The sequence below is a fragment of the Pedobacter riviphilus genome (assembly GCF_014692875.1).
GTDB classification, from domain to species: Bacteria; Bacteroidota; Bacteroidia; order Sphingobacteriales; family Sphingobacteriaceae; genus Pedobacter; species Pedobacter riviphilus.
Map to the genome: position 1 here is coordinate 118,270 of NZ_CP061171.1, position 24,756 is coordinate 143,025.

The window sequence follows — 24,756 nt, forward strand, 5'->3', positions numbered from 1 at the left end:
AACCAAACAAAAATGAAAAAAAGATTTACCCGATTACTGGGCTGGATTTATCTGTTGTTTATGTCTGTGATTTTTGTTGCGCCGGCAATGGCGCAATCGGGGAAAACCATTTCAGTAGAAGCAGCACTAAATTCGATCTCAAAAAAATACAATGCTAAGTTTGCCTACGAGCACGAAATTGTGCAGGGCAAAACAACGGATGTAGAAAACTTAAAGGCAAAAAATCTTGATGAGGTACTGAAACGTGTATTGTATCCCAATAATCTGTTGTTTCTATATGTGAGTGAAGGTAATTATACCATCGTAAGCAGAGAAACTACAATTTCTTCCAATCAAGGTGGAGCAATAAAACCTAATCCAGCTCCAGGTGAACAAGAAATTTTTGTCCAGGGACAAGTAACGGATGAAAATGGAGACGCGCTTCCCGGAGCAACTATAAAGGCCAATATGTCTAACCGTTCGATCAGCGCTGATGCCAACGGAAAGTTTTCGATGTTGGTGCCAAACGGTACAACTGAGGTTTATGTGAGCTATTTAGGTTATGAAAGCAAAGTCTTCGGTGTTGCCGAACTCCAGAAAAACAGAAGCATTAGCCTAAAACCTGCCTCTTATTCTCAACTGGAAGATGTCAACATTGTATCCAATGGTTATCAGTCCCTTCCAAAAGAGCGCTCAACAGGTGCTTTCAGCACTGTAACCGCAGAGGACTTGAAGAAAACCCCGTAGCCAACTTAATACAGCGTTTGGAGACAACTACTCCAGGTGTGAAAATCAGTTTAACTTCGGGTGATAATAGCTTTGTATATGGTAATAGTCAGATTGCTATTGGGGGTGATACCCGTACGGTAGGCAAGAGCGATTATAATATGCAGGTACGTGGAACAAGTACCTATTTAGGTGAAAGCTTTCCACTAATTGTTGTGGATGGTGCCATCACCCAGCTGGACATATCTACTATTAATCCAAATGATGTAGAAAACATTACATTTTTGAAGGATGCTGCCGCGGCATCAATCTGGGGAACACGGGCTGCCAACGGAGTAATGGTTATTACAACCAAACGTGGAATAAATAATCAGGCGCCAACGGTAAGTTTTTCGGCTACGGCCGCGATATCAAGCGCTCCGAATCTTGACTACCTACGTACAATGAACTCGGCTCAGACCATTGAGTATGAGAGAGAATTAGTGGACAAGGGTTTAATTGCTACACCAAATGCTGCAACGGCACTTGGACAGCCAATTGCTGATGCTACAGATCTATACTTTAAACTAAAAGCAGGTACTATTACCCAAGCCGCTTATCAGGATGCAATTGATCAATATACCTCTAGAGATAGCCGCGATCAGATCAAACAATATTTCTTGCAGCCTTCAGCCAACCAACAATATAATCTAGCAGTTAGAGGTGGTGGCAATGCATCCAACTACTTCTATTCTGCCTCTTACAGTAAGGAAAGACCATATGCCGTAGGAACCCAAGGTGAGCGTTTAACCATTACCCTGAACAATACTTTCAAGTTATTTAAAAAAGCTACCCTGACTACGAGTATCAAAGGTGCCTTTTTCAATCTAAAGAACAATGGTATTTCGCTGAACAGCTTTTACAGTCCAAGTGCCGTGACTTTCATGCCTTACAACCAGGTCGTAGATGATAATGGAAACCGTGTTCAACGCTCTAACCGTTATTATTCTGGATGGCAGAACACGCTTCCCAGTAAAGGTTTTCTGAACTGGGGATATAACGCGCTTGATGAACTTGACAATGCTGACAATACCCAAAAAGATAATAATTATTCGGCCAACATTAACCTTAATGTTCCTATTGTTAAGGGTTTATCGGCAACAGGCTTTTTTGGAACAGAACGCACCTTTAGTAAAACGCGCCGTTATTATAATGAAAACAGTTATTATTACCGCGACCAGGTGAATCTTTTCACGCCGCTTCCGGCAGCAGGTGCAACTACAACGACCAATTCCATAGGTCTTGTACCGGGCGCTGGTATCTTGTCACTGGTCAATACTACCAATAACAATTATAACGCCCGCGCGCAGCTGAACTATGATGATAAGATCGGAACGGATCACCAGGTTACTGCGCTCGCTGGTACAGAAATCCGCCAAACTATAGTTGGACAGGGATTAAATACTTATTACGGCTACAATATGGGAACTGGTATATCACGTGCAGTAAACTATTTTACTCCTTATGCAACAGTTCAAGGGTTTAATCAAAGCCTTTCGGGCGCGCCAACTCAAGGGGACAAAACACGTCGCTACCTATCGTATTTCGCTAACGCTGCTTATACTTATAAACAAAAGTATTCCCTCACAGCCAGCGCAAGATATGATGATTATAACAACTTTGGCGTGGACCGTAAGTTCAGGGCTACACCGCTTTGGTCTGGAGGATTCAAGTGGGATGTGAGTAAAGAATCCTTCTTAAAGAACGAAAGCTGGATATCTAATTTAAGCCTGCGCACCACTTATGGCGTGAACGGAAACATCTCAACCACGCTTTTCCCTTTCACCTATATTTCAATCGGCAATGTGGATTCACCTACAGGACTTCCAACGGCTAGCATTATTGCGCCGGCCAACCCGGAACTGAGATGGGAAAAGACCTATGTTGCTAATATTGGTTTAGATTTCGGCTTTTTCAAAAATCGTTTGAATGGTACCGTGGATGTGTACAATAAAAAAGGAAGAGATTTATATTTTTCTTTCCCACTGAACGGAACTTATGGCTTTACAACACTAACCAGAAACTCTTCTAGAATGACCGGAAATGGTGTCGATTTGGGTATTGGCGGAACCATTATTCAATCTGGTGATTGGGAGCTAACCTCCAGACTAAATTATTCTTATAACACCAATAAAGTGGAAGATGATCGTATGGTAGCCAACTCTCAAACATTTTCAAGCCCAGCATTTTCTCCTACCATCTCGGGATATCCCACTGATAGGCTTTTTGTTTACCAGAATGCTGGACTGGATGCCAATGGATTGACTTTGATTTATGATGAGACCGGAAAGAAAATTCCAGCTAACCAAAACATTACTTCTTTAGCTGCATTAAAATATGCTGGCAGAACAACTGCCCCTCACTTTGGTAGCTTAAATACCGCTCTAAGATATAAAGACTTTACCTTGATGGCGATTGCTACTTATCAGTTCGGAAGCGTATTCTTAAAACCCACCATCTCCGGGTACCCTACATTGCGTAACGGAACCAAATATGATTTGAGTGAAGATGTTGCACTTCGGTGGAGAAAAGCTGGTGATGAACTGACTACAAATGTTCCAGGTGTAGCCGGCACTTCATCTCCAGTAAGCTTAACCAGATATATGCAATCTGATATCAATGTGCTTAAAGGAGATTATATCCGTTTACGTGAGCTTTCTTTAAGTTACCGTATTCCGGTTGATAAGATTACTAAGGCAGTAAAAACTGCGGATTTTGGTTTTGCGGTTAGAAACCTTGGCCTATTGTGGACAGCAAACAAAGAGGGGATCGATCCTGATTTTACAGGAAACTTGAGCTCCACTACGCTTGGCCTTCCTGCAACAGTATCTTATAGCTTTTCATTGAACGTTAACTTTTAATCCAGCAGAACATGAACCTTAAATATTCTTACCCATTGATCATTGCCGGATTATTGGCTTTCTCCGGCTGTAAAAAATATGTGGACATTAAAACCCAGGGAAACCTGGTTCCAAAAGAAACTCAGAATTACCGCTACCTGTTAAACGCTTCGTCGAGTCTCGAACGTAGTCCGAGTCTTTTTGAGCTGGCATCGGATGATATTAATATCGTCGATGCCAGTCAGTTGAATTCTTTGAACTCGCTTTTTTATGGTTATTACCTCCGTGCATATTCTTGGCAGCCAGTAATTTATCAGGTGGGGAACGTAAGTTATGAACAGGACGATAACTGGAATGCAGAATACAGCTTAATTTTTTATTGCAATACGATCATCAATGAGCTTCCAGCAAGTAATGGTACAGATAATGAAAAGGCCGCACTAACTGCTGAAGCTTTAGTTCACCGCGCAGATGCTTATTTAAATTTGGTAAACCTTTACGGTAAACCCTATAATGCTTCAACTGCGGGAACTGATCTTGGCGTGCCTCTGATCTTAACGCAGACCTTATCACAAAAACTAAATAGGGCTTCAGTCCAGGCTGTGCACAATCAGATCATTGCCGACTTGACTACCGCGATCCCTTCGCTGCCTAATAACCAGGCTTATAACACGCTACCAAGCAAGGTATCCGCTTATGCGCTGTTGGCACGTTGTTATTTCTATATGAAAGACTATGCTAATGCATCAAAATTCGCTGACCAGGCATTAGCGGTGAGAAGTACCCTGAATGATTTAAGCACAATTACTGCGGTAACTACTGCTAATTATCCACGAAGAGTATTCGATCCGGAAATCTTACTGTCTAAAACCCCAATCAATGGAACTATTTCATTTACCCCAACGGCATATCGCTTAAGTGATGAGTTGGTAGGTCTGTTGGGTACAAAAGATCAGCGTTATACACTCTTTACTGTTCCTGCATCTACAATATCTGCCGATTATACCGGTAGATATTTCTACCGCGATCGCGCAATAGGAGAAGCGCGTAATGTTGGACCTTCTGTTCCTGAAATGATGCTAATCAAAGCAGAAGCACTTGCCAGATCCGGTGATGCTGCTGGAGCGATGTTATTGGTTAATAACCTTCGGGTTAAGCGGTTTAAACCAGCTGACTATGTTGCTTTAACTGCAGCGAGCGCAGCCGATGCTGTGGTAAAGGTGGTAGAGGAACGTCGCCGTGAATTCTTTGGGCGCCCTTTGCGTTGGTGGGATATGCGAAGACTAAAAAATGAAGCACCTTTCCAGCGCACCTATACCAAAACTTTTTCAGGCATAACCTATACGTTGGATCCTAACAGCGACCGATATGTATTTCCGATCGCAGAATTCTTGACCAATTTGAATCCTGAACTGGAAAAAAATCCCTAAACAAAGCGATAACAACTACACAAATACATGCTGCCGGGCATTTTGTCCGGCAGCTAAACCAATCCCAATGAAAAAAAGAGTTCAAAAATCAGTCCTGTTCTTAATCACGCTCTCGCTATGGGCAGGTGCGGCATTTGCCCAAACGCACACCAGCTTTCGCATTGTTCCGGAAAAGGCTAATCCGGGACAGGATATTGAAATCGTTTACGATGCGGCAGGCACCATATTGAACAACCAAAAAAATGTTAGTGCAGTGGTTTATGCTTATCGAAACTACAAGTGGTATGCATCAGATCTGAGCTTAAGAGGCAGTGGTAAGGTTTGGAAAGCACCATATAAGGTTCCAGCCGACTGCGGAATAATCGCAGTGAAATTTAAGGCTGATACACTGGTAGATAATAACAAAGAAGAGGGGTATTTTACCATGTTTCTGGATAAAGACCGCGCAGGTTTAATCGCAAAGGGTGCCTATGCAGGATGGGGGCTGGCACGTTCCCCGAAATATGGAATGGACATTCCGGGTTACATCAAATTTGAAGGTATTAGTGATTCGGCAACCTACCACTGGTTAAATCAGGAGATAAGCTTTAACCAATCGGCAAAATCAGTTCTTGTTTACCCTTATGCACTTGCAACAAAAGCAACTTATAAAAATAACGCTGGCCCACGATTGCAAAGCGTGCTCAATTATCTTAAAAGAGCCGATGCCAGTGAGGTAGATTTATTAAACGCCAGAAAAATACTCCTTAGGATTGTGCAAGACAAGGCCACTGCTGATTCAGTCGATAAGGTAATGCTGCAACGTTTCCCAAAGGGTAGCCTGGCTCGTTTAAATGCTTTTAAAGCGATGCCGGTAGGGTCGGATGTGAGCCTGCTCTTAAAATCTAACAGGCAGTTTTTGATCGATTTTCCCGAACAAGGGGGCAATGAAGAATTTGCCCGCGAAAACAGAATAGATTATCCAACGATTTATCAGAACATCATTGTTTTGGGCGCTTATGCCGATAAGAACTACGCTGAGCTGGATAAATACATCGGAAAAATGCCTTTTAGCATGTTGCCAACGCTTTACTATAAAATTGTAGAAATTCCCTTCAGCAGAAAAGAAGTAACGGAAAAAGCACTGCTTCCGGTTTCTGAAAAAATAATAAAAAGAATCGAAATGCTCAGGGATAACCGTCCGGATGAATACGCTTATTTTTCTCCGGCAGAATGGGTTAAATTCGTGAACGGATCTATCGCCAAACGCATTCTGCCAATTCATGTTCATTTATTAAATGCAGCGGGTCGTTACCAACAGGCATTGGGTTATGCCAACCAATCTAAATTATTGCTTGGGTACACAAGTGCTGCCCTAAATGCAGAGTTGGCCAACATTTTAGTCCATCTTGGCGACAAGCCAGCGCTCAGGATCCTTTTGGAAAAAAGTGTTTTTGAAAACCAGAGCAGTGCTGAAATGTTATCGATGCTTAAGGATATGTACATCAAAAGAACCGGTGGTGAAAAGGGCTACGACCAATATTTAAATGGTTTGAGAAATAGCGTTAGAGGGGTGAAAATGGCTGAAGAAATCAAAAAAGAGATGTTCAGTAAGCCGATGGTCGATTTTGCTATGGAAGATTTGAACGGGGCAACCGTGAAGTTGGGTGATCTAAAAGGAAAAACCGTGGTTTTCGATTTCTGGGCAACCTGGTGCGTGCCCTGTAAAGCATCCTTTCCGGGAATGAAATTGGCTGTCGACAAATATGCAAGCGATCCAAATGTTGTTTTCTACTTTGTAGATACCGAAGAACGATCGGCAAATTATAAAGCAGAGGTTGCCCAATATATTAAGGATAACCATTACAATTTCAATGTATTGTTTGATAATAAAGCAAAAGATGCCAAAGCTACCGGCGAAGTATTCGAACGCGTTTGCAAGGCATTTAACATCTCCGGGATCCCACAAAAAATAATTGTCGATTCCAATGGAAATGCCCGTTTTATTACGGTCGGTTTTAAAGGCAGTGCTACTGAACTGGCAGACGAGATTTCTGCTATGGTTGATATTACAAAAACAGGCAAATAATGAGATACTTTGCTTTTATTTTTCTGCTTTTTTCGGCAATTTCTTCAAGTGCGCAGGGGGAAAAGGTTTTTGAGGTGGCATCAGATAGTGTTCGCTTTAAGAGCGCCGATGGTAAAATTGTATTTGGCGGCACCTTAAGCAAACCTGTTGGCAAGAAATCGTTCCCAACTGTGGTTATGGTATCGGGCACGGGCAAGCAGGACCGCAACGGTACGATGGCCGGACACCGGATTTTCGAGCAGATTGCCACCTATCTTGCAGCACATGGAATTGCAATGTTACGCACTGACGACAGGGGCGTAGGTACAACAACGGGAGTTTATGAAACGGCAACCACCGGCGATTTTGCTACAGATGCACTCGCCGCAGTAGCCTACCTAAAATCGCGAAAAGATATTGAACCTGATAAAATCGGTTTGATGGGGCACAGCGAAGGCGGAGCAGCAATCTCCATTGCCGCCGCTGAAAGTAAAGACGTTAAATTTTTAGTGAGTATTGCCGGTTTGGCCATGAGCGGATTGGATGCCCAGCTTAAACAGAACGCAGATCTTATTGCTGCATCGTCATTGCCGGATTACGACAAGAAACGGTCAAATGAAATTAATGCCATTATGTTTAAAACAGCTTATCGCTATGCAAATTCCGATAGCCTGGAAATGAAGCTTAACGATGTTTACCAGCAATGGAAAGTTAAGGACGATGCCTATTTCAAAACCTTGAATATCCAGTTTGACCATTTCCGTTTTCCAATTTATAGTTATGTACAAAACTCCAAAGGGGTATGGTATCGATATTTTATCCGGTACGATGCCGAAAAAACCATTGGACAGATCAAGGTTCCTATTCTCGCCATTAATGGAGATAAAGACTTAATGGTAGCCGCCGATGATAATCTGGCCAATTGGAAAAAGTTCGCGCTGGCGGGAGGAAACAAGAAGGTAACAACAGCGAAAATTCCGGGGCTGAACCATTTAATGTTGCCTTGCAAAAGTTGCGACAATAAAGAAATTTCGAAAATCCAATCTGGCTTTTCAATGGAAGTACTGACCTTAATCAAAGATTGGCTTTATAAAACGGTTAAGTAATCCTACAAATGAATAGAAGTATAGTTAGTTAATGATGATGGTCAGGATGGATATCCTGTAGTTAATGACGAAGGCCAGGATGGATATCCTGGCTCTTTTTACCGCTAAACATAAGCAGGTCGAAACGATTCCTAGTTCATTCTACTCCAGGGGATTAGCGTTAGAACATGGATCAGCTGATGGATTTCCGAATTGTCAGGGTTAGGGAAATCCGGGTTGCACAGATAGAAATCGGCTGGATCTAAACAAGGATCATTTCTTCACCGATCGATAAGTCATAACGTTGCTCATTCACCAGTTTTCCTAAAGCTTTGGATAATTTTTCTTCTGTAAGTTTAAAGCCATGCCTCGTATACAAGGAAATGGCAGTGTCCAAGCCCTGGAAAGTCCACAGATAAGAAGATTGGTAGCCTTTTTCTTTGAAAAAATCCATATAAAGCTGCATGAGTTTTTTACCCAGGCCAAGGCCCCTGTACTCAGCATCGATATAAAAAAAACGAAGCTGCGAAGCGTTATTTTCGCGGTGCATCAGTAAAATGAAGCCAATGATCTTTTTCTTGTGCTCACAAACCCAAACCCTGTCTTTTTCAGGGTCATAACTCTCACAAAATTCATGCATGCCGGCAAAGGCATAAGATTCAAACTCAATCCCCAGGTTGTGTTCTTGCTGATACAGCAGCGTTTGTTTGTAGATCACATACGATAAATCTCCTGGCCTTAGTTCGGTTCTGATATCGATTTCATCTAACATTCTGTTTGTTTTATTTATTTATAACCTAATCCTCAATAGCATTTAGCAGGGAGCCAATTGATTGATATTGTAACTACAGGAATACACTATAAGAGGCCATTTTAGCAGGCCTGTAGTACCTGTCTTCTTCGATATATTTTTGCGTTGGCTTTTTACCATATCGCAGCATTTTAAATAAGTCATAAATAAGCTTTTCCCCAAGCCTATTAGCTTTACGATTGAAAATTTACTTAAAACGCCATTGCTATTTTCCAGCTCTTATTACACTTAATGTTTGCTGCGTAATGCCCAGGTAAGAGGCAATATGCCCTAATGGAGCACGCAGTAAAATGTTTGGCGTGGTATGTAGTAAATCTTTGTACCGCTGATCTGCCGAATGGAACTGTAAAGAATAAATCTTTTCCGACAGTCGACTTATCATCTTTAGGGCCACCAATAGCTTGTGATCCTTAAATGCAGGAATGGTATTACATAATACATCCAGTTGTGCGTAAGAAATGGTTCGCACGTTGGACGGCTCAACAATCTCCAACCCATATGGATGCGCACGATTAAAAAAAATGCTTTCAAAAGCCACCAGAAAACTATCTTCATCAAAGAACATATGCGTGATGTCTTTTTCTTCTTTGTAATAAAAAGCTCTTACCAGCCCCTTTTCGATAAAATATACCTGCTTAGAGAAATTTTCCGGCCGTTCCAATAATACATTTTTCGCATACTCCTTTTTTGAAAATGATCTGTCTACGTGTTCCGCTTCACCAGGGGAAAGTTTTGTCGCTGTATTTAAATATTTTATCAATTCCATCCCTAGCTGATCTGGTTAAAGCAAATCTATCAATCATTTTTTAAGATATATTAAAAACACTGCAGATTTTTTGAATTTACTTTGCAGTATCAAAATCATTAAAATAATAGATCATGAAGAAAGTATTATGCTGCCTTATAGCGATGTTTATAACAGCTATTGGCTTTGCCCAATCTGCCAATGATAATTTTGCAGGCAAATGGAAAACCGAAGATGGTGTCATTATCACCATTTCCAATAATAGCGGAAAATTTTCCGGTGTTGATCCCAAAGGCCGTCCAACACTTTATAATGTACGTTTTGAAAAAAATGAATGGAAGGGAACAGCGGAAAACCACGAAACCGGCCAGAAAGGCAATTGCGAAATTTACCTGGAGGGAAAAAAACTAAAAATTGTAGCGCATAAAGGCATTTTTTCAAAAACCATGTATTGGGTAAAACAGTAAGCACGAAAATTATTTGTTTCTAATTAAATTTATTTATCTCTAATTCAATGTATATGAGCATCAAACAACTCACACAGGATGCGGCACTAAAGCTGAAATTATATTTAGCTACGGTTGGTGAACCGCTGGACAAAGCACACGATGTAACCAGCGCCGGGGATGCCGGGTTGCGTAGTGGCGAACTCTCTGAATTAACTATCATCACAGATTTGAAACCCGATGGAGCCCGAAATCTGCGGTTGATTTTTGAAACCTTAAAAGGTAACCTTACAGGGGCAAGAAAAGTAGGAACACTACACGATATGCGTTTTGTGTTTTTGGAAAATGATACAAAATTGCTTTTCTGTACTTGCTATGATGGCGATTGGGATACCTATATCAACGACTTTGCGACCAAAATACCGGAGATGATGGATTTGATTTTTGGAAATATTGAAGGATGGCCTGGTATTAAATCTCCAACCGTAAAAGAATTTATACTTAGCAAACAAATTACTGCTTCTGCCTGGTTTGTCAGCCATCCGAACCTTACGGTTGCCGATACAACACGTTTGGAAAAAATAGGTGCAGGACTGAACAAACTTTTGGAATTGTAGATTTAACGCCTTCTTAATGAAACGGGAATATATTTTGTTTTCGCAGGAAGCCGAAGATTTTCCGCCAGGTTTTGAACATCAAATTCTCTAACTTTAATTGTCTTATGTTCTTAAAAAATTTATTTAAACGCACTGCCGAAAAAATAGAGCTGCACGACATACAGGCCATTATATTGCGCGATAGACCTCTGCCTTATCATGGTGTAAATGTTTTTCTGGAAATTCTAAATGCTGCTTCCGCAAAAGCATTTTTGAAAGAAATAGTGCCTTACGTTACCAATGCCAAAAATTGGTGGGATAATGATGACGCCTGGCTTGCAATTGCCTTTACTTACGAGGGACTAAAGAAACTTGAACTTCCACAGTCTACAATGGAGAGCTTTCCTGATGCCTTTAAAAAGGGAATGGCTGCCCGCAGTGAAAAACTAATGGATATTAATGAGAATGCCCCCGAAAAATGGGACGCCGTTTTTAAAGCAACCGGTAACCACATTGCCGTTTCCATCTTTGCAAAGGGGGTGGATGACCTGAATTCCAAAAAAGCGCTTGCCCTTCAGGTATTGGAAAAACACCGAGGTGTTAAATTGTGTTATCAAGCCGATTTTGATACGCCGATAGAAGGCAATTTCAACCATTTTGGCTTTCGCGATGGCATCAGCAATCCGGAAATTGAAGGCAGTGGGGCAGCGCATTTAAATTCAAAAGAACGGCCAATAAAGGCAGGTGAATTTATTATGGGATATGCCAACGAAGCAGGCAACCATTATCCTATGCCGCAGCCAATGGAGTTTGCCAAGAATGGTACATTTGTAATTTTTAGAAAATATCACAGTCACGTTGCTGCATTCAATAAATACCTTAGCGAACAAGCAAAATCGACAGCTGAGCAGGAATTGCTGGCGGCTAAAATGGTAGGCAGATGGCGAAGTGGTGCCCCATTAAATATGTGTCCATTTAAAGATAATGCAGCATTAGGTGCAGATGCCAGGAAGAATAATGATTTTGATTTTAGCAATGACCAAAATGGCAAAATAGTTCCTTACTCAAGCCACATGCGCCGGATGAACCCGCGTAACAGTAAAATGGCTGTAATGTCGGACGTGAACCTGCACCGCATTATACGCAAAGGTGTAGGCTACGGTGTTCCGCTGGCAGAAGGCAGTACCAAAGATGACGGTAAAGAGCGAGGGCTTTATTTTATAGCATTCAGCGCAAAAGCAATGGAGACCCTTGAATTTTTGCAAAAAGAATGGGTGAACAATGGAAACTTTGTTAGCCTCAAAAATGAAAGAGATCCTATAATAGGACTAAACGAAGGCAAAGGAACTTTTACGATGCCTGGCGATCCTTTACCAAAGCGCTATATTGGAATGCCCACTTTCAATACATTAAAGGGCGGTATGTACCTTTTTATGCCAGGAATCAACGCTATAAAGTGGATGAGTGGCGTATAGCTTAACAATAAGGCAATTAATGATCACTAGGGGTAGTTTTTCTACATCAATCTCTTGGTATCTGACTGGTAAAAATTCTAAAAATTGCTCACATATCTTTTTCAAGTCCTTCTTATTGCCCCTAATAGGAGTAATTATTTCCTGATTAGCTATTTAATAATTTGCTTCCGAACAGTCAATCAGCATATTAATTTTTGAGATAATGGCTTGGGGTGATCCCATATAGTTTTTTAAACTCGCGGCTAAAATATTTTACATCGTTAAACCCTACCTGTACCGCTACGGAAAGAATAGAAGTTTCGCCCTGCTGCAATAGCGTAACGGCATGTTTCAAACGCTGTGTTTTAATAAACTCATTTAGCGAAAGGTTGGTGAGCGCACTAAATTTTTTATAGAGCACAGATTTGCTCATTCCGATCTCCAGGGTTAATGCAGCGATATCGAAATCTGCATTGGCCAGATTCTCATCAATGATGAGCTGTAGTTTGGATAGCAGTTTTTCATCGGCGGATGCATTTGGCGGATGGATAATGGGAGGTAACAACAGCTGTTCGCTGTATTTCTTTTGCATGGCTGTTTTTAAAGCCAGCATGTTGTGGATATTGAGCTGAAGGATTTTGTTGCTGAATGGCTTGGTAATATACACATCGGCACCGTGCTGCAGACCTTGTATTTCATGTATCTGAGCCGATTTAGCCGTGAGCAGAATTACCGGGATGTGAGAGGTGCGGACATCAGTTTTAATTTTTTTGCAAAAGGTTAGCCCATCCATAACCGGCATCATGATATCGCTGATAATCAAATCTGGCAAGCTCGTACTGGCCGTTTCCCAGCCCTGCAAGCCGTTTTCACTTAGCTGAACCTGGTAATCGTTTTCCAGTGATTGCTTAATGAAATCCCTCAGCTCGGCGTTATCTTCTACAATAAGTACTGTAGGCTTGGTTTGGTTAGGGCCTGCAATAGTTTGCCTGAATGGGGTTTCGGTACCATAATCAGGTTCATGTTCCAGTACATAACGCTCTGATGTTAAAGGGGGATCGGTAGAAGTATCTCTTAAATGACTATTGCCCAATTGTAACAATACTTTAAAAGCCGTGAAACCCGTTCGTTCTCAGTGGCCAGCCTGCTGTTGACACTAACTTCTCCCTTGTGCAGTTCTACCAGTTTTTTTGACAGTGCCAAACCGATACCCGTACCCATACTTTGGTCTTCCTGATAAAAATTCTTGAAAATATCGTCGATGTTATAAAGCGCAATACCTTTCCCGTTATCGTTAACCGTAATACATACCTGTTCAGGACCGTTTAGCTCAATCACCAGGCTTATTTCTCCATCGGCCGGGGTAAATTTAAATGCATTGGATAGCAAATTGAAGAATACCTTTTCCATTTGGTTTTTGTCAAAATAAACGGGTATTGCTTCGTCTGTAGTTTTAAATGCATAGCGTATGTTTTTGGCTTTGGCCAGGTGCCTGAAATTTTCAAATACCCCACGTAAAAAAGCCACTATATCTGTTTCCGCAAAGTATAAACGCAGGTTTTCCGAATCGGCCTTTCTAAAATCGAGCAGTTCATTTACCAGGCGGTATAGACGCTCCGTATTGTTTTTAATGGTTAGCGCGTATTGGTGTACAATGGTGTTATCGCTCGTAATCTCTTCCAGTTTCTCCAGCGGGCCTAAAATAAGTGTAAGTGGCGTTCGTATTTCATGTGATATATTGGTAAAGAAATCCAGTTTCATCTGGTAGTTTTTCTTCTGGTGTTCGGCTTCAATATGCTCCAGATAGAGTTCTTGCTTCAGTTTGGCCTTCGCCCTGAAAAACTTAATGATGTAGGCCACAATAAAGTAAATGGCTATGGCATAAAGCAAATAAGCCCAGATGGTTTTCCATATTGGCGGTAAAACCGTAATGGTAACCGATTTGATTTCCTTGCTCCAAATGCCATCGTTATTGGTTGCCTTAACCAGAAAGGTATAGGTTCCTGCCGATAAATTGGTATAAGTGGCAGTAGGTACATCAACATTGTTCCAGTTGCTTTCAAAACCTTCCAGCTTATAGGCATATTTGTTTTTACTCGGTTTTATAAAGTTTAGTGCCGAAAACTCCAAGGTAAAATTGTTCTGCAGGTGGTTAAAAGTAATGTTTTTGCTCAGGTTAATGTCTTCGGTAAGCAGCCCGGTTTCATCGTTAATTTTGACGGGGTTATTAAAAAGCTTTAAGTTCGAAAGCACCACTTTGGGGGCGGTATTGTTTTTTTCTATTTTTTGCGGATCGAAGGTAACCAGACCGTTAAAGGTGCCGAAAAACAGTGCTCCGTTGGCAGCTTTGTAAAAAGAACTGGTGTTAAACTGATTGTCGGGCAGGCCATCCAGCATGTTAAAACTCCTGAAAAAGCGGGCTTTGCGATCGTATTTAACCAGGCCATTGTCGGTACCAATCCATAAATTGTTTTGATTGTCTTCAACCAGGCTTAAAATATTATCGCTGGGCAGGTTGTTTTTATAGTTAAACAGCTCGAAGGTTTTATTGCGCTGATTGAGCAGGGCTAAACCTTTGTGGTAGGTGCCTAGCCAGATATTCCCTTCACTATCCTGCTGAATGCAATTAATATTCAATTTAAGTGCATGATCTGGTTCATCTTTGTAATCCTCAGGCTTTATGGTCAGGTTAGGCGAGAGGCTATATAAACCTGCTGGCGTACCGATCCAGATCTTGTTCTGACGATCCTGAAACAGTGCCGTAATTTTTTTATTAAACCCGGTGTTGCTCCCCGCTAAATTTAACAGCTGAAAACGTTTGGTTAAAGGATCAAAAAGATTTAACCCTTCATTGGTACCAATCAGTGCCTGCTGCTCACGGCTCACCAGCAAGCAGTTCACCTCGTCTGATGCGATATTGTTGCTGTTATTTCCAATCCCCTTGCGCTTGTACACTGTAAATTTTCCGGTTTGGGGTTCAAAATAACTCAAGCCTCCAATCGATGTTCCGATCAATAGGTGCTGATATTGATCAATTGCTATCGCCTTAACCAAATTGGAGCTGAGGCTGTTTGGATTGGATGGCGAATTCTTATAGCTGGTAAATTGATTGCGCTGCCTGTTGAAATAGTTTAAACCACCTGCTTCTGTACCGATCCACAGATTGTGCTGCTTATCTTCAACTATAGCGCTTACTATACTGCTGCTGATGCTATTTGGCGAGCGGTTATTTTGATAGCTTTTAAAAGGAGTGTTAACCGCATACACGACATTTACGCCGCCAAAAAAAGTACCTATCCAAACCGAGCCGTCTTTATCCTGAAAAATATCATGAATGGAGTTTTGGCTTAAACTGCTTGCATCGGTAACATCGTGCTGGTAATGCTGAAAAGTAAACGAATCCGGATCACCGATAGAAAGGCCATCCTGTGTGCCAATCCACATCATGCCATTTTTAACTGAAATGATTTTCCGGACGTTATTGTTGATCAGGTTTCTTTTATCAGGACCGTTTTTGGCAAAGTGACTAATCTTTTTGGTGGCCGTATTCAGGATTTGTATGCCATTGCTTTTAGTGCCAAACCACAAATTGGCATTTTTATCCTGTGCAATGGTTTTAACCTGGTTGCCATAAAATACATCAAACGCAGCCTCCTGATGAAACAGCACCTTTAGCTTTTTGTTGCTAAAGAAAAGCTCGAATAAGCCAATCGAAGTACCTACCCAGATATGCTGATCCTTGCCTTCAAAAATCTCGCTAATCTCGGTACTGCCTTTACCCAGCTGGATGGGAATAATTTTTTTACTGTTTGCTGCAATAAATTTTAATCCGGTTAAGGTGGCTATCCAATATTGCTTTTTTGTATCTGCTACAATTTTGGTTATACCCGTACCTATTGGCATAATATGCTCAAAAGATTCGTTAGCGGGGTTGTAGAGGTCTAAACCACTATTTACCACCCACATGTGCTGGTCGTTCCTTATGACCAGGCTTTTAATGAAATCGTTAGAGGAGATTGACCGGGTATTTTGCGGATCGTTTTTGAAAATCCTGAATGCACGTCCATCAAAGCGGTTTAAACCATATTTTGTGCCCAGCCAGATATAGCCCGTAGTATCCTGATTAATGGATAACACAGAGTTGTTAGATAAGCCGTTGCTGATATTTAAATGGTTAAAAATTAGCGGGCTGCTTTGGTCCTGGCTTTTAGCGGCATTTAAAAAAATGCTGCAAAGCCCTATCAATACCAATGAAAATCGAAGCGCCTTCAAATTTTTGTCGTTAAGTTCTGCTTGTTATTTGGTTTAAATGCTATTGGGTAGCGCTATTATTACTGGCAATCTTTCCTAATATCTAACCGGAATGAAGCGATTTGCATTAGCTATAATCAAATTTAGGAATGAAAAGGAAATATTTAACCTTTTTAAGGAAAAAAATTACCCTTCAACTGGCAGAACTACAGCAATTTCGAATAAGACAAAGGGCTGGGTAAATCGTTCCGATAAAGGTTTACCGCATTTATACCCCTTTTACAAAACGAAATGACCGGATACACCTGGAAACAGGCATGCACTAACCAAATTAAAAATGATAAAGAGAAATTTACTGATCGCCGCTTTTACTTTTGCTTCGTTAAGCACTTTAACCAGCACAACCAAAGCCCAAACCGAAGAAAAGTTTATTACGTATAACCTGGCCCGCTGCCAAAAACAGGTAAAAGAAATGTTGGCCAGCAAAAGCCTTTCTGCTACAGCGTTTCCACAAACAACGGATAAAGAAGGGAAACTGCGTAGTGGCGGCCTTTACGAATGGACTACCGGCTTTTTCCCAGGCAACCTGTGGTATGCTTACGAGGCCAAGAAAGATGACGCACTTAAGGCACAGGCCATCCAGTGGACAGAAAAGTTAGCGCCACTGCAAAACTTTACCGAACACCACGACCTGGGATTTATGATGTACTGCAGTTATGGCAATGCCTACAGGCTTACCCGGAACGAAAATTATAAGCAGGTTTTAATTAATTCGGCCAAAGCATTAAGCACCCGCTTTAATCCGGTTACCGGTTGTATTAAATCGTGGAATGTGTTTAAATCGTGGCATGGTAAAGAGAGTTATAATTTCCCCGTAATTATCGATAATATGATTAACCTCGAGTTGTTATTCTTTGCCTCAAAAGTTTCGGGCGATACCAGTTTCAGGCATATTGCCATTACACATGCACTTACTACAATGAAAAACCAGTTCAGGTCCGATAATAGTTCGTACCATGTGGTTTGTTACGACGATAAAACAGGGAAGGTACTGACACGCGAAACCGCACAAGGCTACGCCGATAATTCTACCTGGGCGCGCGGACAAGCCTGGTCTATATATGGTTATACCATGACCTACCGCGAAACCAAAGATGTTCGCTTTTTAAAAATGGCACAGGGTTTAGCCAATTATTTTATCGACAGTAAAAACCTGCCTGCGGATTTGGTTCCTTACTGGGATTTTAATGCCAATCAGGCAGGTTATAAGCCGGGTGTAAACTCCAATGCCAATAACATTAACGTAAAATACCGCGATGCTTCGGCAGCAGCCGTTACCGCATCGGCCTTGTTGGAGCTGAGCACCTACACTACCGGTAAAACTGCCAAAAAGTATAAAGATGCAGCCGTAAAAATGCTTCACTCGCTGGCTACACCAGCATACTTTGCCGTAACAGGTACCAATGCCGATTTTATTTTAAAACACAACGTAGGCTCTATTCCGCACAATAGCCAGATCGATGTGCCATTGGTGTATGCCGATTACTATTTTATGGAGGCATTACTCAGATACAAGAAGCTAAACGCAGGATTAAAACTGTTTTAAAAAAAGCAGCGCAGTGGAAAAGGATAAATTTCACCTTTAAAAGGAAAAAAATACCCCTTAAAGTTAACTTTGAGGGATACATTTGATACCAAACAACCAAGTATAAACAATTTATTGAATGAGTGTTATGAGAAGAATTCTATTATTTTCAGTCTTTCTATTGACTGTTTTTTCGAGTTCTGCCCAGCAGAGTAAGATGATAACCGGAACTGTTACCGATCAAAAAACCGGCGAAACCCTGGCCGGTGTTAGTATAAGTATTAAAGGCACGGCAAAAGGTGGCGTTACCACCAGGGCCCAGGGCGAATATAGTATCAGTGTACCCGCCGATCAACCAGCTGTTCTGGTATTCAGATACGTAGGTTACCATGCCAAAGAGGTAACTGTAAACCAGCAAAAAACGATAAATGTAGCCTTGACCGAGCAGAACAACGACCTGGATCAGGTGGTGGTAGTAGGTTATGGTTCGGTAGCCAAAAAAGACCTTACAGGTTCGGTAAGCTCAGTTAAAATGGCCGAGCTGAACAAAGCCCCTGTACGTTCTTTCGATGAGGCTTTAGCAGGTCGTGTAGCCGGGGTGCAGGTCACCTCAGCCGATGGCCGTCCTGGTTCGGGAGTTGATATTGTGATCCGTGGCAATAATTCGGTTACCCAGGCCAACAGCCCTTTATATGTGGTAGATGGGTTTCCGATCGAAGATCCCAATAACAATGTGGTTAATCCGGCCGATATCGAGTCGATAGATATTTTAAAGGATGCATCGGCAACTGCCATCTATGGTGCCCGGGGTGCCAATGGGGTAGTGGTTATTACAACCAAAAAAGGTAAACAGGGCAAACCGGTATTCAGTTTTTCCAGTACGCTGGGCGTACAGCGCATGACCAAAAAAATGGAAATGATGAGCCCTTATGAGTATGTAAAATATCAGCTCGAACTTACCCCTGCTCTGACCGGAACACCCGCTACACCAACGCAGATTTATCTTGCAGATGGAAAAACCCTTGATTATTATAATGGTGTTAACGCGATTGACTGGCAGGATCTGGTTTCGCGTACAGCTTTGTACAACAACAACGATTTTGCGGTAAGAGGTGGAACTAAAAAACTGAAATATGCCGTTTCTACTTCAACAGTTAATCAAAACGGTATTTTATTAAATTCAAACTATCAGCGTTATACCGGTCGTGCTGTGCTCGATTATGCCATTACCGATAAGTTAAAGATAGGTGTCAACGCCAATTACAGCTTCCTTAAACAAAAAGGGATTGACCCAACCAGGGGCGAAAATGGTGCTACCACCAACGTGATGACATCAATCCTGGGGATGAGACCAGTTCCTTCCGAATTGTTTGATCTGGAAGATGCCTTTCAGGATCCGGACATGAACGCCGCCAACGATTACCGTATCAACCCGGTTATCAACCTGCAGAATTCCTACAATGTAACCAATACACATAACATTACGGCCAATGGTTATGCAGAATATGCAATCCTTAAAGATTTAAAGTTGAGATCATCTTTTGGTATTGTCGAAAATAAGGCTGAAAATGATGTGTTTAACAACACCAAAACCTCTACAGGCCGCCCGGGAGGTACAAACGGGGTAAACGGAAAAATTACCAATAATAACTACAGTAACTGGTTAAACGAAAACACGCTGACCTGGGATAAAAAAATAAGTAAAAAATCAAAATTAAACCTGTTGGGCGGATTTACACTTCAAAAAAGACACACCTGGAGCAATGGACGCTCGGTAACCCAATTGCCTAACGAAGACCTGATGTTTGATGGTTTTGACCAGGGCGTACAGCAAAGGGTCGATCCTTCTGCATCTGACTGGACTATGGCTTCATTTTTGGGCCGTATCAATTATAATTACGATTCTAAATACTTGTTTACCGCCTCTTACAGGGCCGATGGATCTTCTAAATTCCCAAGCCAAAACCACTGGGGCTATTTTCCTTCGGCGGCTATTGCCTGGAGGTTTGATCAGGAAAATTTCCTCAAAAAATCTAAAATATTATCAGAAGGTAAATTGCGTGTGAGTTACGGACAAACCGGTAACAACCGCGTAGGCGATTTTGATTACCTGACCAATTACTTCAATCCGATTGTAAATACCTACACTTTCAACAACGAATATGTGCCGGGGGTAATCCCTACCAAACTGGGTAACTCCGATTTGAAATGGGAAACTACCGAACAGGTAGACGCCGGGATTGATTTAGGCTTTTTTAAACAAAGAATTAGCTTCAGTGCCGATGTATATAGAAAAACAACCAAAGATTTATTGTTAAATACCCAATTGCCACCATCGGCAGGTTTTGGTACCGCATTAAAAAACATTGGTAGTGTAGAAAACAGGGGGCTGGAGTTAACCTTAACAACTCAAAACATCGTTACCAAGGATTTTACCTGGAGTACCAATGCCAACATTGCCTTTAACCGCAATAAACTAATTTCGCTTGCCGAAGGTCAGAAGACCCTCGAGAGTACCATTAACTGGGATGCCGCCTGGCGTAACGTAAGTGCTTATGTTGCAGAAGTTGGTCAGCCTTTAGGTTCTATGTACGGCTACGAATGGTTGGGTACTTATAAATATGCCGATTTTAATACATCCGTTAATGGCAGCGGCGTTACCGTTTATACCTTAAAACCAGAGGTAGCTACCAATGGCAATACCAGGACAGCCATACAGCCCGGCGATATTAAATATAAAGACCAAAATGGTGATGGCGTGGTAAATGCCCAGGATTATGTTAAAATCGGAAATGGTTTACCCGCGCATACGGGAGGTTTTTCTAATAACTTTACTTATAAAGGTTTTGATCTGAACATTTTCTTCCAGTGGTCGTACGGCAATGATCTTTTAAATGTCAATAAAATGCTTTTCGAAGGCAATTCAAATAACCTGGGTAATTTTAATCAATATGCGAGCTATGAAAACCGCTGGACGCCGCAGAATTCAGAAGCTGAGATGTTCCGCACCAGGGGCTTTTTTGGTGGCGGATATTCATCCAACTACGTTGAAGATGGTTCTTACCTGAGGCTAAAAACCGTTTCGCTGGGCTATAACTTAGATCCGAAAGTTCTCAAAAAAGTATACCTTAAAACATTAAGATTCTTTGTATCGGCACAGAATTTAGCCACCTGGACCAAGTATTCGGGAGCAGACCCTGAGGTGAATACCTACCGTTCGGTATTAACACCTGGCTTTGATTTTTCTGCCTATCCGCGTGCCCGTACCGTAGTTTTTGGTACAAACCTTACATTTTAATCAAATAAATTATTTCAAGATGAAAAAGATATATGTATTATTAGTTTTGGTGGCCATTGCCAGCAGCTCTTGTAAGAAATTCTTAGATACTGAACCAACCGATAAAATTGCACTTGAACAATATTATACGGATGAAACCGGTTTAACCCAGGCTTTGGCAGGGGTGTACGATCCGCTGGGTTCGGGTAATGTTTACGGCAATTTACCAAACGGTTTCGAAGCCTGTACTGATGAGGGGTATTATGCCCGTTCTGGTCAGGTAACCGGTATACAGGTATTTAATTTCGATCCTTCGAACACCAATGTAACGGGTTTATGGACCGATCTTTATACCGGTATTAACCGTGCCAACGATTTGATTGCACACGTAGACGTACCTCAAATGGATGAAGGAAAGCGGCAGATCATATTGGGTGAGGCTTTATTTTTAAGGGGCTACTACTATTTTATGCTGGTTACCCGCTTTGGCGATGTGCCGCTAAGGTTAGCGCCAACAACAAGCCCCAACGGTGTGCAACTAGCCCGAAGTAAAACAGCTGATGTTTATGCCCAGATATTGAAAGATATGACTACGGCTGAAACAAAGGTAGCGACCTCTACGGCAATCGGTTATCCCAGCCGTGTATCCAAAACAGTAGTGCAGGGTATTCTGGCCAGGGTCTGTTTGCAAATGGCGGGTTATCCGTTAAACGATACCGGCAAATATGCGGATGCACTTGCCTGGACGAAAAAAGTGATCAGCTCAGGAGAACATGCTTTAAACACAACTTTTAGTTCAGATGCTACATTTAATGGTTTCAATGAAACCCTGCCATCGGTACCGGCCAACTCCAATAATGCCTACCGCCAGATATTTATCAATGCTGCGCAAGAGGTTTACAACACCAAAGAGAGCATGTGGGAAATTGAATTTAAGGGCAACCGTGCTGATGGTTATTTCGATCTTGGCCCCTTAGGAAGCCAGGTGGGGATTACCATGACACCATCGGCAGCCAATTCGCCATTGTATAACTATCCGGGTTATTGCTATGGTTTTATAAAGGGAACAGCACGTTTATTTAATAAGTACGATGCAACCGGAAAAGATCTGCGCCGCGATTGGGTACTCACCACCTATACCTGGACGGTCAACAATACCGCCAATACCGCTACCAAAACGGCCATCGCCAAAACTGTTCAGTATGGCAGGGATATGGCCAAATGGAGAAGGGAGTACGAACTGCTTACGCCTAAAGATAAAAACCAGACCGGAATTAACTTCCCGGTGCTGCGGTATGCCGATATCCTTTTAATGTTTGCTGAAGCCGAAAACCAGGTGAACGGCCCGACAGCCGAGGCTTTCGATGCCATTAACCAGGTACGCCGCAGGGGCTATGGGCTACCTGTTGCTGCAGCTAGTGCAGTGGCCGATTTGACGGGGCTTAACAAAGCTACTTTTCAACAGGCTATAGAAGACGAGCGCATGCGCGAATTGTGTTTCGAGGGGTTACGCCGCATGGACCTGATCCGCTGGAATAAATTTGTATCGACTATGAATTCAGTTGGTGCCGAAATGGGTGCTGCGCCTACCAGTGGTGCACTTACTTCAGGCAACCAGCAGTACGGTGGCTTGGGCGGTAAAAATGTGACCGCAAGAAACTTATTGTTTCCGATCCCTTCTTTGGAAATGGCATCTAATAAACTCATTACAGAAAATAACCCAGGCTGGTAACAAGCTGCAAATAAATGAAACCTGCCGGGCTTAAACGGCAGATTTTAGTGCATCGTAATCATAAATGTATGGCTATAAAAAGAATTATTTTAGGTTTAATCACTATCGGGAGCTTATCGCTCCAGGCACAGGAAAGCGCGATATGGCAGGATTTTAAAACTGCAAAAAGTACAGGTGTCACACCTGTTTTGCCCGATTTCTCCTATGCCGGTTATCGTTACAGCGAGGTTCCCATTCCAAAGGTAAATTATAAAGTTTTCGATGTAACCAGCTTTGGGGCTGTTCCAAATGATAACCTGTCCGATAAAAAAGCATTTATCCGTGCCATTGCTGCGGCAGAGGCCAATGGCGAGGGGATTATTTATTTTCCCAAAGGACGATACGTTTTTAATACCGGCAACGACGACCAGGAGGTTATCCGCATCTCGGGATCAAAGATTGTGTTAAGGGGGGAAGGAAGAGGTAATGGCGGTACCGTTTTGTTTTTTGATAAAGATTTGCCACCTGCCAATCCTCTGGAAATGTGGTCGGTACCTATGGCGATAAACATTGGCGCAAAAGGTACGAATAAAAAACTGGCTGATGTGACCGCCAACGCTCCGCGAGAAAGTCATATCATCGAAGTGAACAATGCCTCAAAAATTAAGGCTGGCGATTGGATTATCCTGGAGGTAATCAATAACAGTCCTGAACTGATTGATTATGATTTGAGGGGCATAAAACCCGATACCAGCTGGACTTCCCTGGTTAAAAAGGGGTGCAGGTTAATGAACGCCACCAGGTGGCCAAAGTAAATGGTAACAAGCTTACGCTGGTAGAGCCTATTCACTATGACGTGCAGGCCAAACACCATTGGACCATTTTAAGCTTTGTCCATTTAAGCGAGGTAGGGGTCGAGAATATCGCATTCGAGGGCAATTGGCTAAAGAAATTTGTGCACCACCGCTCTGCACAGGACGATAGCGGCTGGAGTATCCTGAGTTTAAACAAATCGGTAAACTCCTGGGTGCGAAACTGCAGATTCCGCAATGTAAATAACGGTTTAACCATCGGCGCATCGGCAGCCTGTACTGCTATTGATTTGGTTTTTGAGGGCAACATGGGGCATAACTCTGTGGATGCCGCTGGTGGTTCTACTGGTGTTCTGCTGGCCAATATTACCGATCTGACCGGAATGCACCATGCTGTGGGCGTAGGCGGCGGAAGTACTACAGCTACGGTAATCTGGCGTTCAAGCTACCCTGAAAATACCTGTTTCGAATCGCATTCCTCGCAGCCCCGCTGTACCCTGCTCGATCAGGTAACCGGAGGCCTGTCTGACGGAAGGGCAGGAGGGGCCATTTTTAATATGCCCAACCATGGCCGTAATTTGGTTTTATGGAACTACAACCAGCTAGGTGCCGCCAGAAAGAATTTCGAGTTCTGGCCGGCCAAATCAATCTGGTGGAAAATAGTGCCACCCATTATTGTGGGATATCATGGTGCCGGGACTACCTTTAATAAAGACCAGGTGCAGGTATTGGAAAGTCTGGGCAAAGCCGTACAACCCGAGTCGTTATTCGAGGCACAATTGGAATTGAGATTAGGTAAATTACCCGAGTGGATAGCCGAAGAGAAAAAGAAAATTAAGGCACAGGGTATTTTGGCCGAAAAATAAGATGCGCAATACAAAGGAATGAGCTATACCTGGCACGACTGTCTATAATGAAAACT

Annotated in this window: 17 protein-coding genes; 13 read left to right on the forward strand and 4 right to left on the reverse strand. The window is 42.3% G+C overall.

The window, feature by feature from the left end; all coding sequences use genetic code 11:
* Positions 1-12 precede the first annotated feature (12 nt).
* The 5 genes from H9N25_RS00565 (at position 13) to H9N25_RS00585 (ending at position 8,167) form a co-directional block, all read left to right on the forward strand.
* Positions 13-726 (forward strand): carboxypeptidase regulatory-like domain-containing protein, encoded by a 714-nt coding sequence (locus H9N25_RS00565; RefSeq protein WP_190327581.1) that lies wholly within the window; start codon positions 13-15, stop codon positions 724-726.
* Complete coding sequence (locus H9N25_RS00570; protein ID WP_190329057.1) at positions 639-3,605, forward strand: SusC/RagA family TonB-linked outer membrane protein; 2,967 nt, start codon at positions 639-641, stop codon at positions 3,603-3,605. The genes H9N25_RS00565 and H9N25_RS00570 overlap by 88 nt, the downstream gene beginning before the upstream one ends.
* An 11-nt stretch (positions 3,606-3,616) precedes the next feature.
* Positions 3,617-5,014 carry a RagB/SusD family nutrient uptake outer membrane protein gene (locus H9N25_RS00575; RefSeq protein ID WP_190327582.1) on the forward strand — a complete coding sequence of 466 codons (1,398 nt, stop codon included), beginning with the start codon at positions 3,617-3,619 and terminating at the stop codon, positions 5,012-5,014.
* A gap of 67 nt (positions 5,015-5,081) precedes the next feature.
* A complete protein-coding gene (locus H9N25_RS00580; RefSeq protein WP_190327583.1) occupies positions 5,082-7,082 on the forward strand; it encodes a TlpA family protein disulfide reductase in 2,001 nt (666 codons plus the stop codon).
* Positions 7,082-8,167 (forward strand): alpha/beta hydrolase family protein, encoded by a 1,086-nt coding sequence (locus tag H9N25_RS00585; protein ID WP_190327584.1) that lies wholly within the window; start codon positions 7,082-7,084, stop codon positions 8,165-8,167. The genes H9N25_RS00580 and H9N25_RS00585 overlap by 1 nt, the downstream gene beginning before the upstream one ends.
* Before the next feature lie 241 nt (positions 8,168-8,408).
* Here H9N25_RS00585 and H9N25_RS00590 read toward each other — a convergent pair whose 3' ends face one another.
* Positions 8,409-8,918 carry a GNAT family N-acetyltransferase gene (locus tag H9N25_RS00590; protein ID WP_190327585.1) on the reverse strand — a complete coding sequence of 170 codons (510 nt, stop codon included), beginning with the start codon at positions 8,916-8,918 and terminating at the stop codon, positions 8,409-8,411.
* A 244-nt stretch (positions 8,919-9,162) separates the two neighbouring features.
* Positions 9,163-9,723 carry a Crp/Fnr family transcriptional regulator gene (locus H9N25_RS00595; RefSeq protein WP_190327586.1) on the reverse strand — a complete coding sequence of 187 codons (561 nt, stop codon included), beginning with the start codon at positions 9,721-9,723 and terminating at the stop codon, positions 9,163-9,165.
* Between the two features lie 113 nt (positions 9,724-9,836).
* Between H9N25_RS00595 and H9N25_RS00600 the strand changes: the two genes are divergently transcribed.
* From H9N25_RS00600 to H9N25_RS00610, 3 genes are all read left to right on the forward strand, one after another.
* Positions 9,837-10,169 carry a DUF2147 domain-containing protein gene (locus H9N25_RS00600; protein WP_169501910.1) on the forward strand — a complete coding sequence of 111 codons (333 nt, stop codon included), beginning with the start codon at positions 9,837-9,839 and terminating at the stop codon, positions 10,167-10,169.
* Positions 10,170-10,222: 53 nt separating this feature from the next.
* On the forward strand, positions 10,223-10,765 hold the full coding sequence (locus H9N25_RS00605; RefSeq protein WP_208398845.1) for a hypothetical protein: 543 nt from the start codon (positions 10,223-10,225) through the stop codon (positions 10,763-10,765).
* Between the two features lie 104 nt (positions 10,766-10,869).
* Positions 10,870-12,219: a Dyp-type peroxidase gene (locus H9N25_RS00610; protein ID WP_190327587.1), complete on the forward strand. Its 1,350-nt coding sequence runs from the start codon at positions 10,870-10,872 to the stop codon at positions 12,217-12,219.
* 187 nt (positions 12,220-12,406) lie between these two features.
* On the opposite strand, the gene H9N25_RS00615 is transcribed toward H9N25_RS00610, so the two are convergent.
* Both H9N25_RS00615 and H9N25_RS00620 read right to left on the reverse strand, forming a co-directional pair.
* Complete coding sequence (locus tag H9N25_RS00615) at positions 12,407-13,291, reverse strand: response regulator transcription factor (protein WP_190327588.1); 885 nt, start codon at positions 13,289-13,291, stop codon at positions 12,407-12,409.
* Positions 13,273-16,470 carry a ligand-binding sensor domain-containing protein gene (locus tag H9N25_RS00620; RefSeq protein ID WP_190327589.1) on the reverse strand — a complete coding sequence of 1,066 codons (3,198 nt, stop codon included), beginning with the start codon at positions 16,468-16,470 and terminating at the stop codon, positions 13,273-13,275. Before H9N25_RS00620 ends, H9N25_RS00615 begins: the two co-directional genes overlap by 19 nt.
* A 316-nt stretch (positions 16,471-16,786) precedes the next feature.
* Here H9N25_RS00620 and H9N25_RS00625 point away from each other — a divergent pair, with 316 nt between their 5' ends.
* The 5 genes from H9N25_RS00625 to H9N25_RS00645 all read left to right on the forward strand — a co-directional run bounded on the left by H9N25_RS00625 (position 16,787) and on the right by H9N25_RS00645 (position 24,700).
* Complete coding sequence (locus H9N25_RS00625; protein ID WP_190327590.1) at positions 16,787-18,055, forward strand: glycoside hydrolase family 88 protein; 1,269 nt, start codon at positions 16,787-16,789, stop codon at positions 18,053-18,055.
* Between the two features lie 127 nt (positions 18,056-18,182).
* Positions 18,183-21,332 carry a SusC/RagA family TonB-linked outer membrane protein gene (locus H9N25_RS00630; RefSeq protein WP_190327591.1) on the forward strand — a complete coding sequence of 1,050 codons (3,150 nt, stop codon included), beginning with the start codon at positions 18,183-18,185 and terminating at the stop codon, positions 21,330-21,332.
* Between the two features lie 19 nt (positions 21,333-21,351).
* Positions 21,352-23,043, forward strand: coding sequence for a RagB/SusD family nutrient uptake outer membrane protein (locus H9N25_RS00635; protein ID WP_190327592.1), 1,692 nt, complete (start codon positions 21,352-21,354; stop codon positions 23,041-23,043).
* A gap of 68 nt (positions 23,044-23,111) precedes the next feature.
* On the forward strand, positions 23,112-23,837 hold the full coding sequence (locus H9N25_RS00640; protein WP_190327593.1) for a glycosyl hydrolase family 28-related protein: 726 nt from the start codon (positions 23,112-23,114) through the stop codon (positions 23,835-23,837).
* On the forward strand, positions 23,801-24,700 hold the full coding sequence (locus tag H9N25_RS00645; RefSeq protein ID WP_190327594.1) for a DUF4955 domain-containing protein: 900 nt from the start codon (positions 23,801-23,803) through the stop codon (positions 24,698-24,700). Before H9N25_RS00640 ends, H9N25_RS00645 begins: the two co-directional genes overlap by 37 nt.
* The last annotated feature ends 56 nt before the right edge of the window (positions 24,701-24,756 follow it).

Coding starts and splice junctions, on each gene's coding strand:
- H9N25_RS00565 (WP_190327581.1), top strand. CDS start 13: ATGAAAAAAAGATTTACCCGATTACTGGGCTGGATTTATCTGTTGTTT.
- H9N25_RS00575 (WP_190327582.1), top strand. CDS start 3,617: ATGAACCTTAAATATTCTTACCCATTGATCATTGCCGGATTATTGGCT.
- H9N25_RS00580 (WP_190327583.1), top strand. CDS start 5,082: ATGAAAAAAAGAGTTCAAAAATCAGTCCTGTTCTTAATCACGCTCTCG.
- H9N25_RS00585 (WP_190327584.1), top strand. CDS start 7,082: ATGAGATACTTTGCTTTTATTTTTCTGCTTTTTTCGGCAATTTCTTCA.
- H9N25_RS00590 (WP_190327585.1), bottom strand. CDS start 8,918: ATGTTAGATGAAATCGATATCAGAACCGAACTAAGGCCAGGAGATTTA.
- H9N25_RS00595 (WP_190327586.1), bottom strand. CDS start 9,723: ATGGAATTGATAAAATATTTAAATACAGCGACAAAACTTTCCCCTGGT.
- H9N25_RS00600 (WP_169501910.1), top strand. CDS start 9,837: ATGAAGAAAGTATTATGCTGCCTTATAGCGATGTTTATAACAGCTATT.
- H9N25_RS00605 (WP_208398845.1), top strand. CDS start 10,223: ATGAGCATCAAACAACTCACACAGGATGCGGCACTAAAGCTGAAATTA.
- H9N25_RS00610 (WP_190327587.1), top strand. CDS start 10,870: ATGTTCTTAAAAAATTTATTTAAACGCACTGCCGAAAAAATAGAGCTG.
- H9N25_RS00625 (WP_190327590.1), top strand. CDS start 16,787: ATGATAAAGAGAAATTTACTGATCGCCGCTTTTACTTTTGCTTCGTTA.
- H9N25_RS00630 (WP_190327591.1), top strand. CDS start 18,183: ATGAGAAGAATTCTATTATTTTCAGTCTTTCTATTGACTGTTTTTTCG.
- H9N25_RS00635 (WP_190327592.1), top strand. CDS start 21,352: ATGAAAAAGATATATGTATTATTAGTTTTGGTGGCCATTGCCAGCAGC.
- H9N25_RS00640 (WP_190327593.1), top strand. CDS start 23,112: ATGGCTATAAAAAGAATTATTTTAGGTTTAATCACTATCGGGAGCTTA.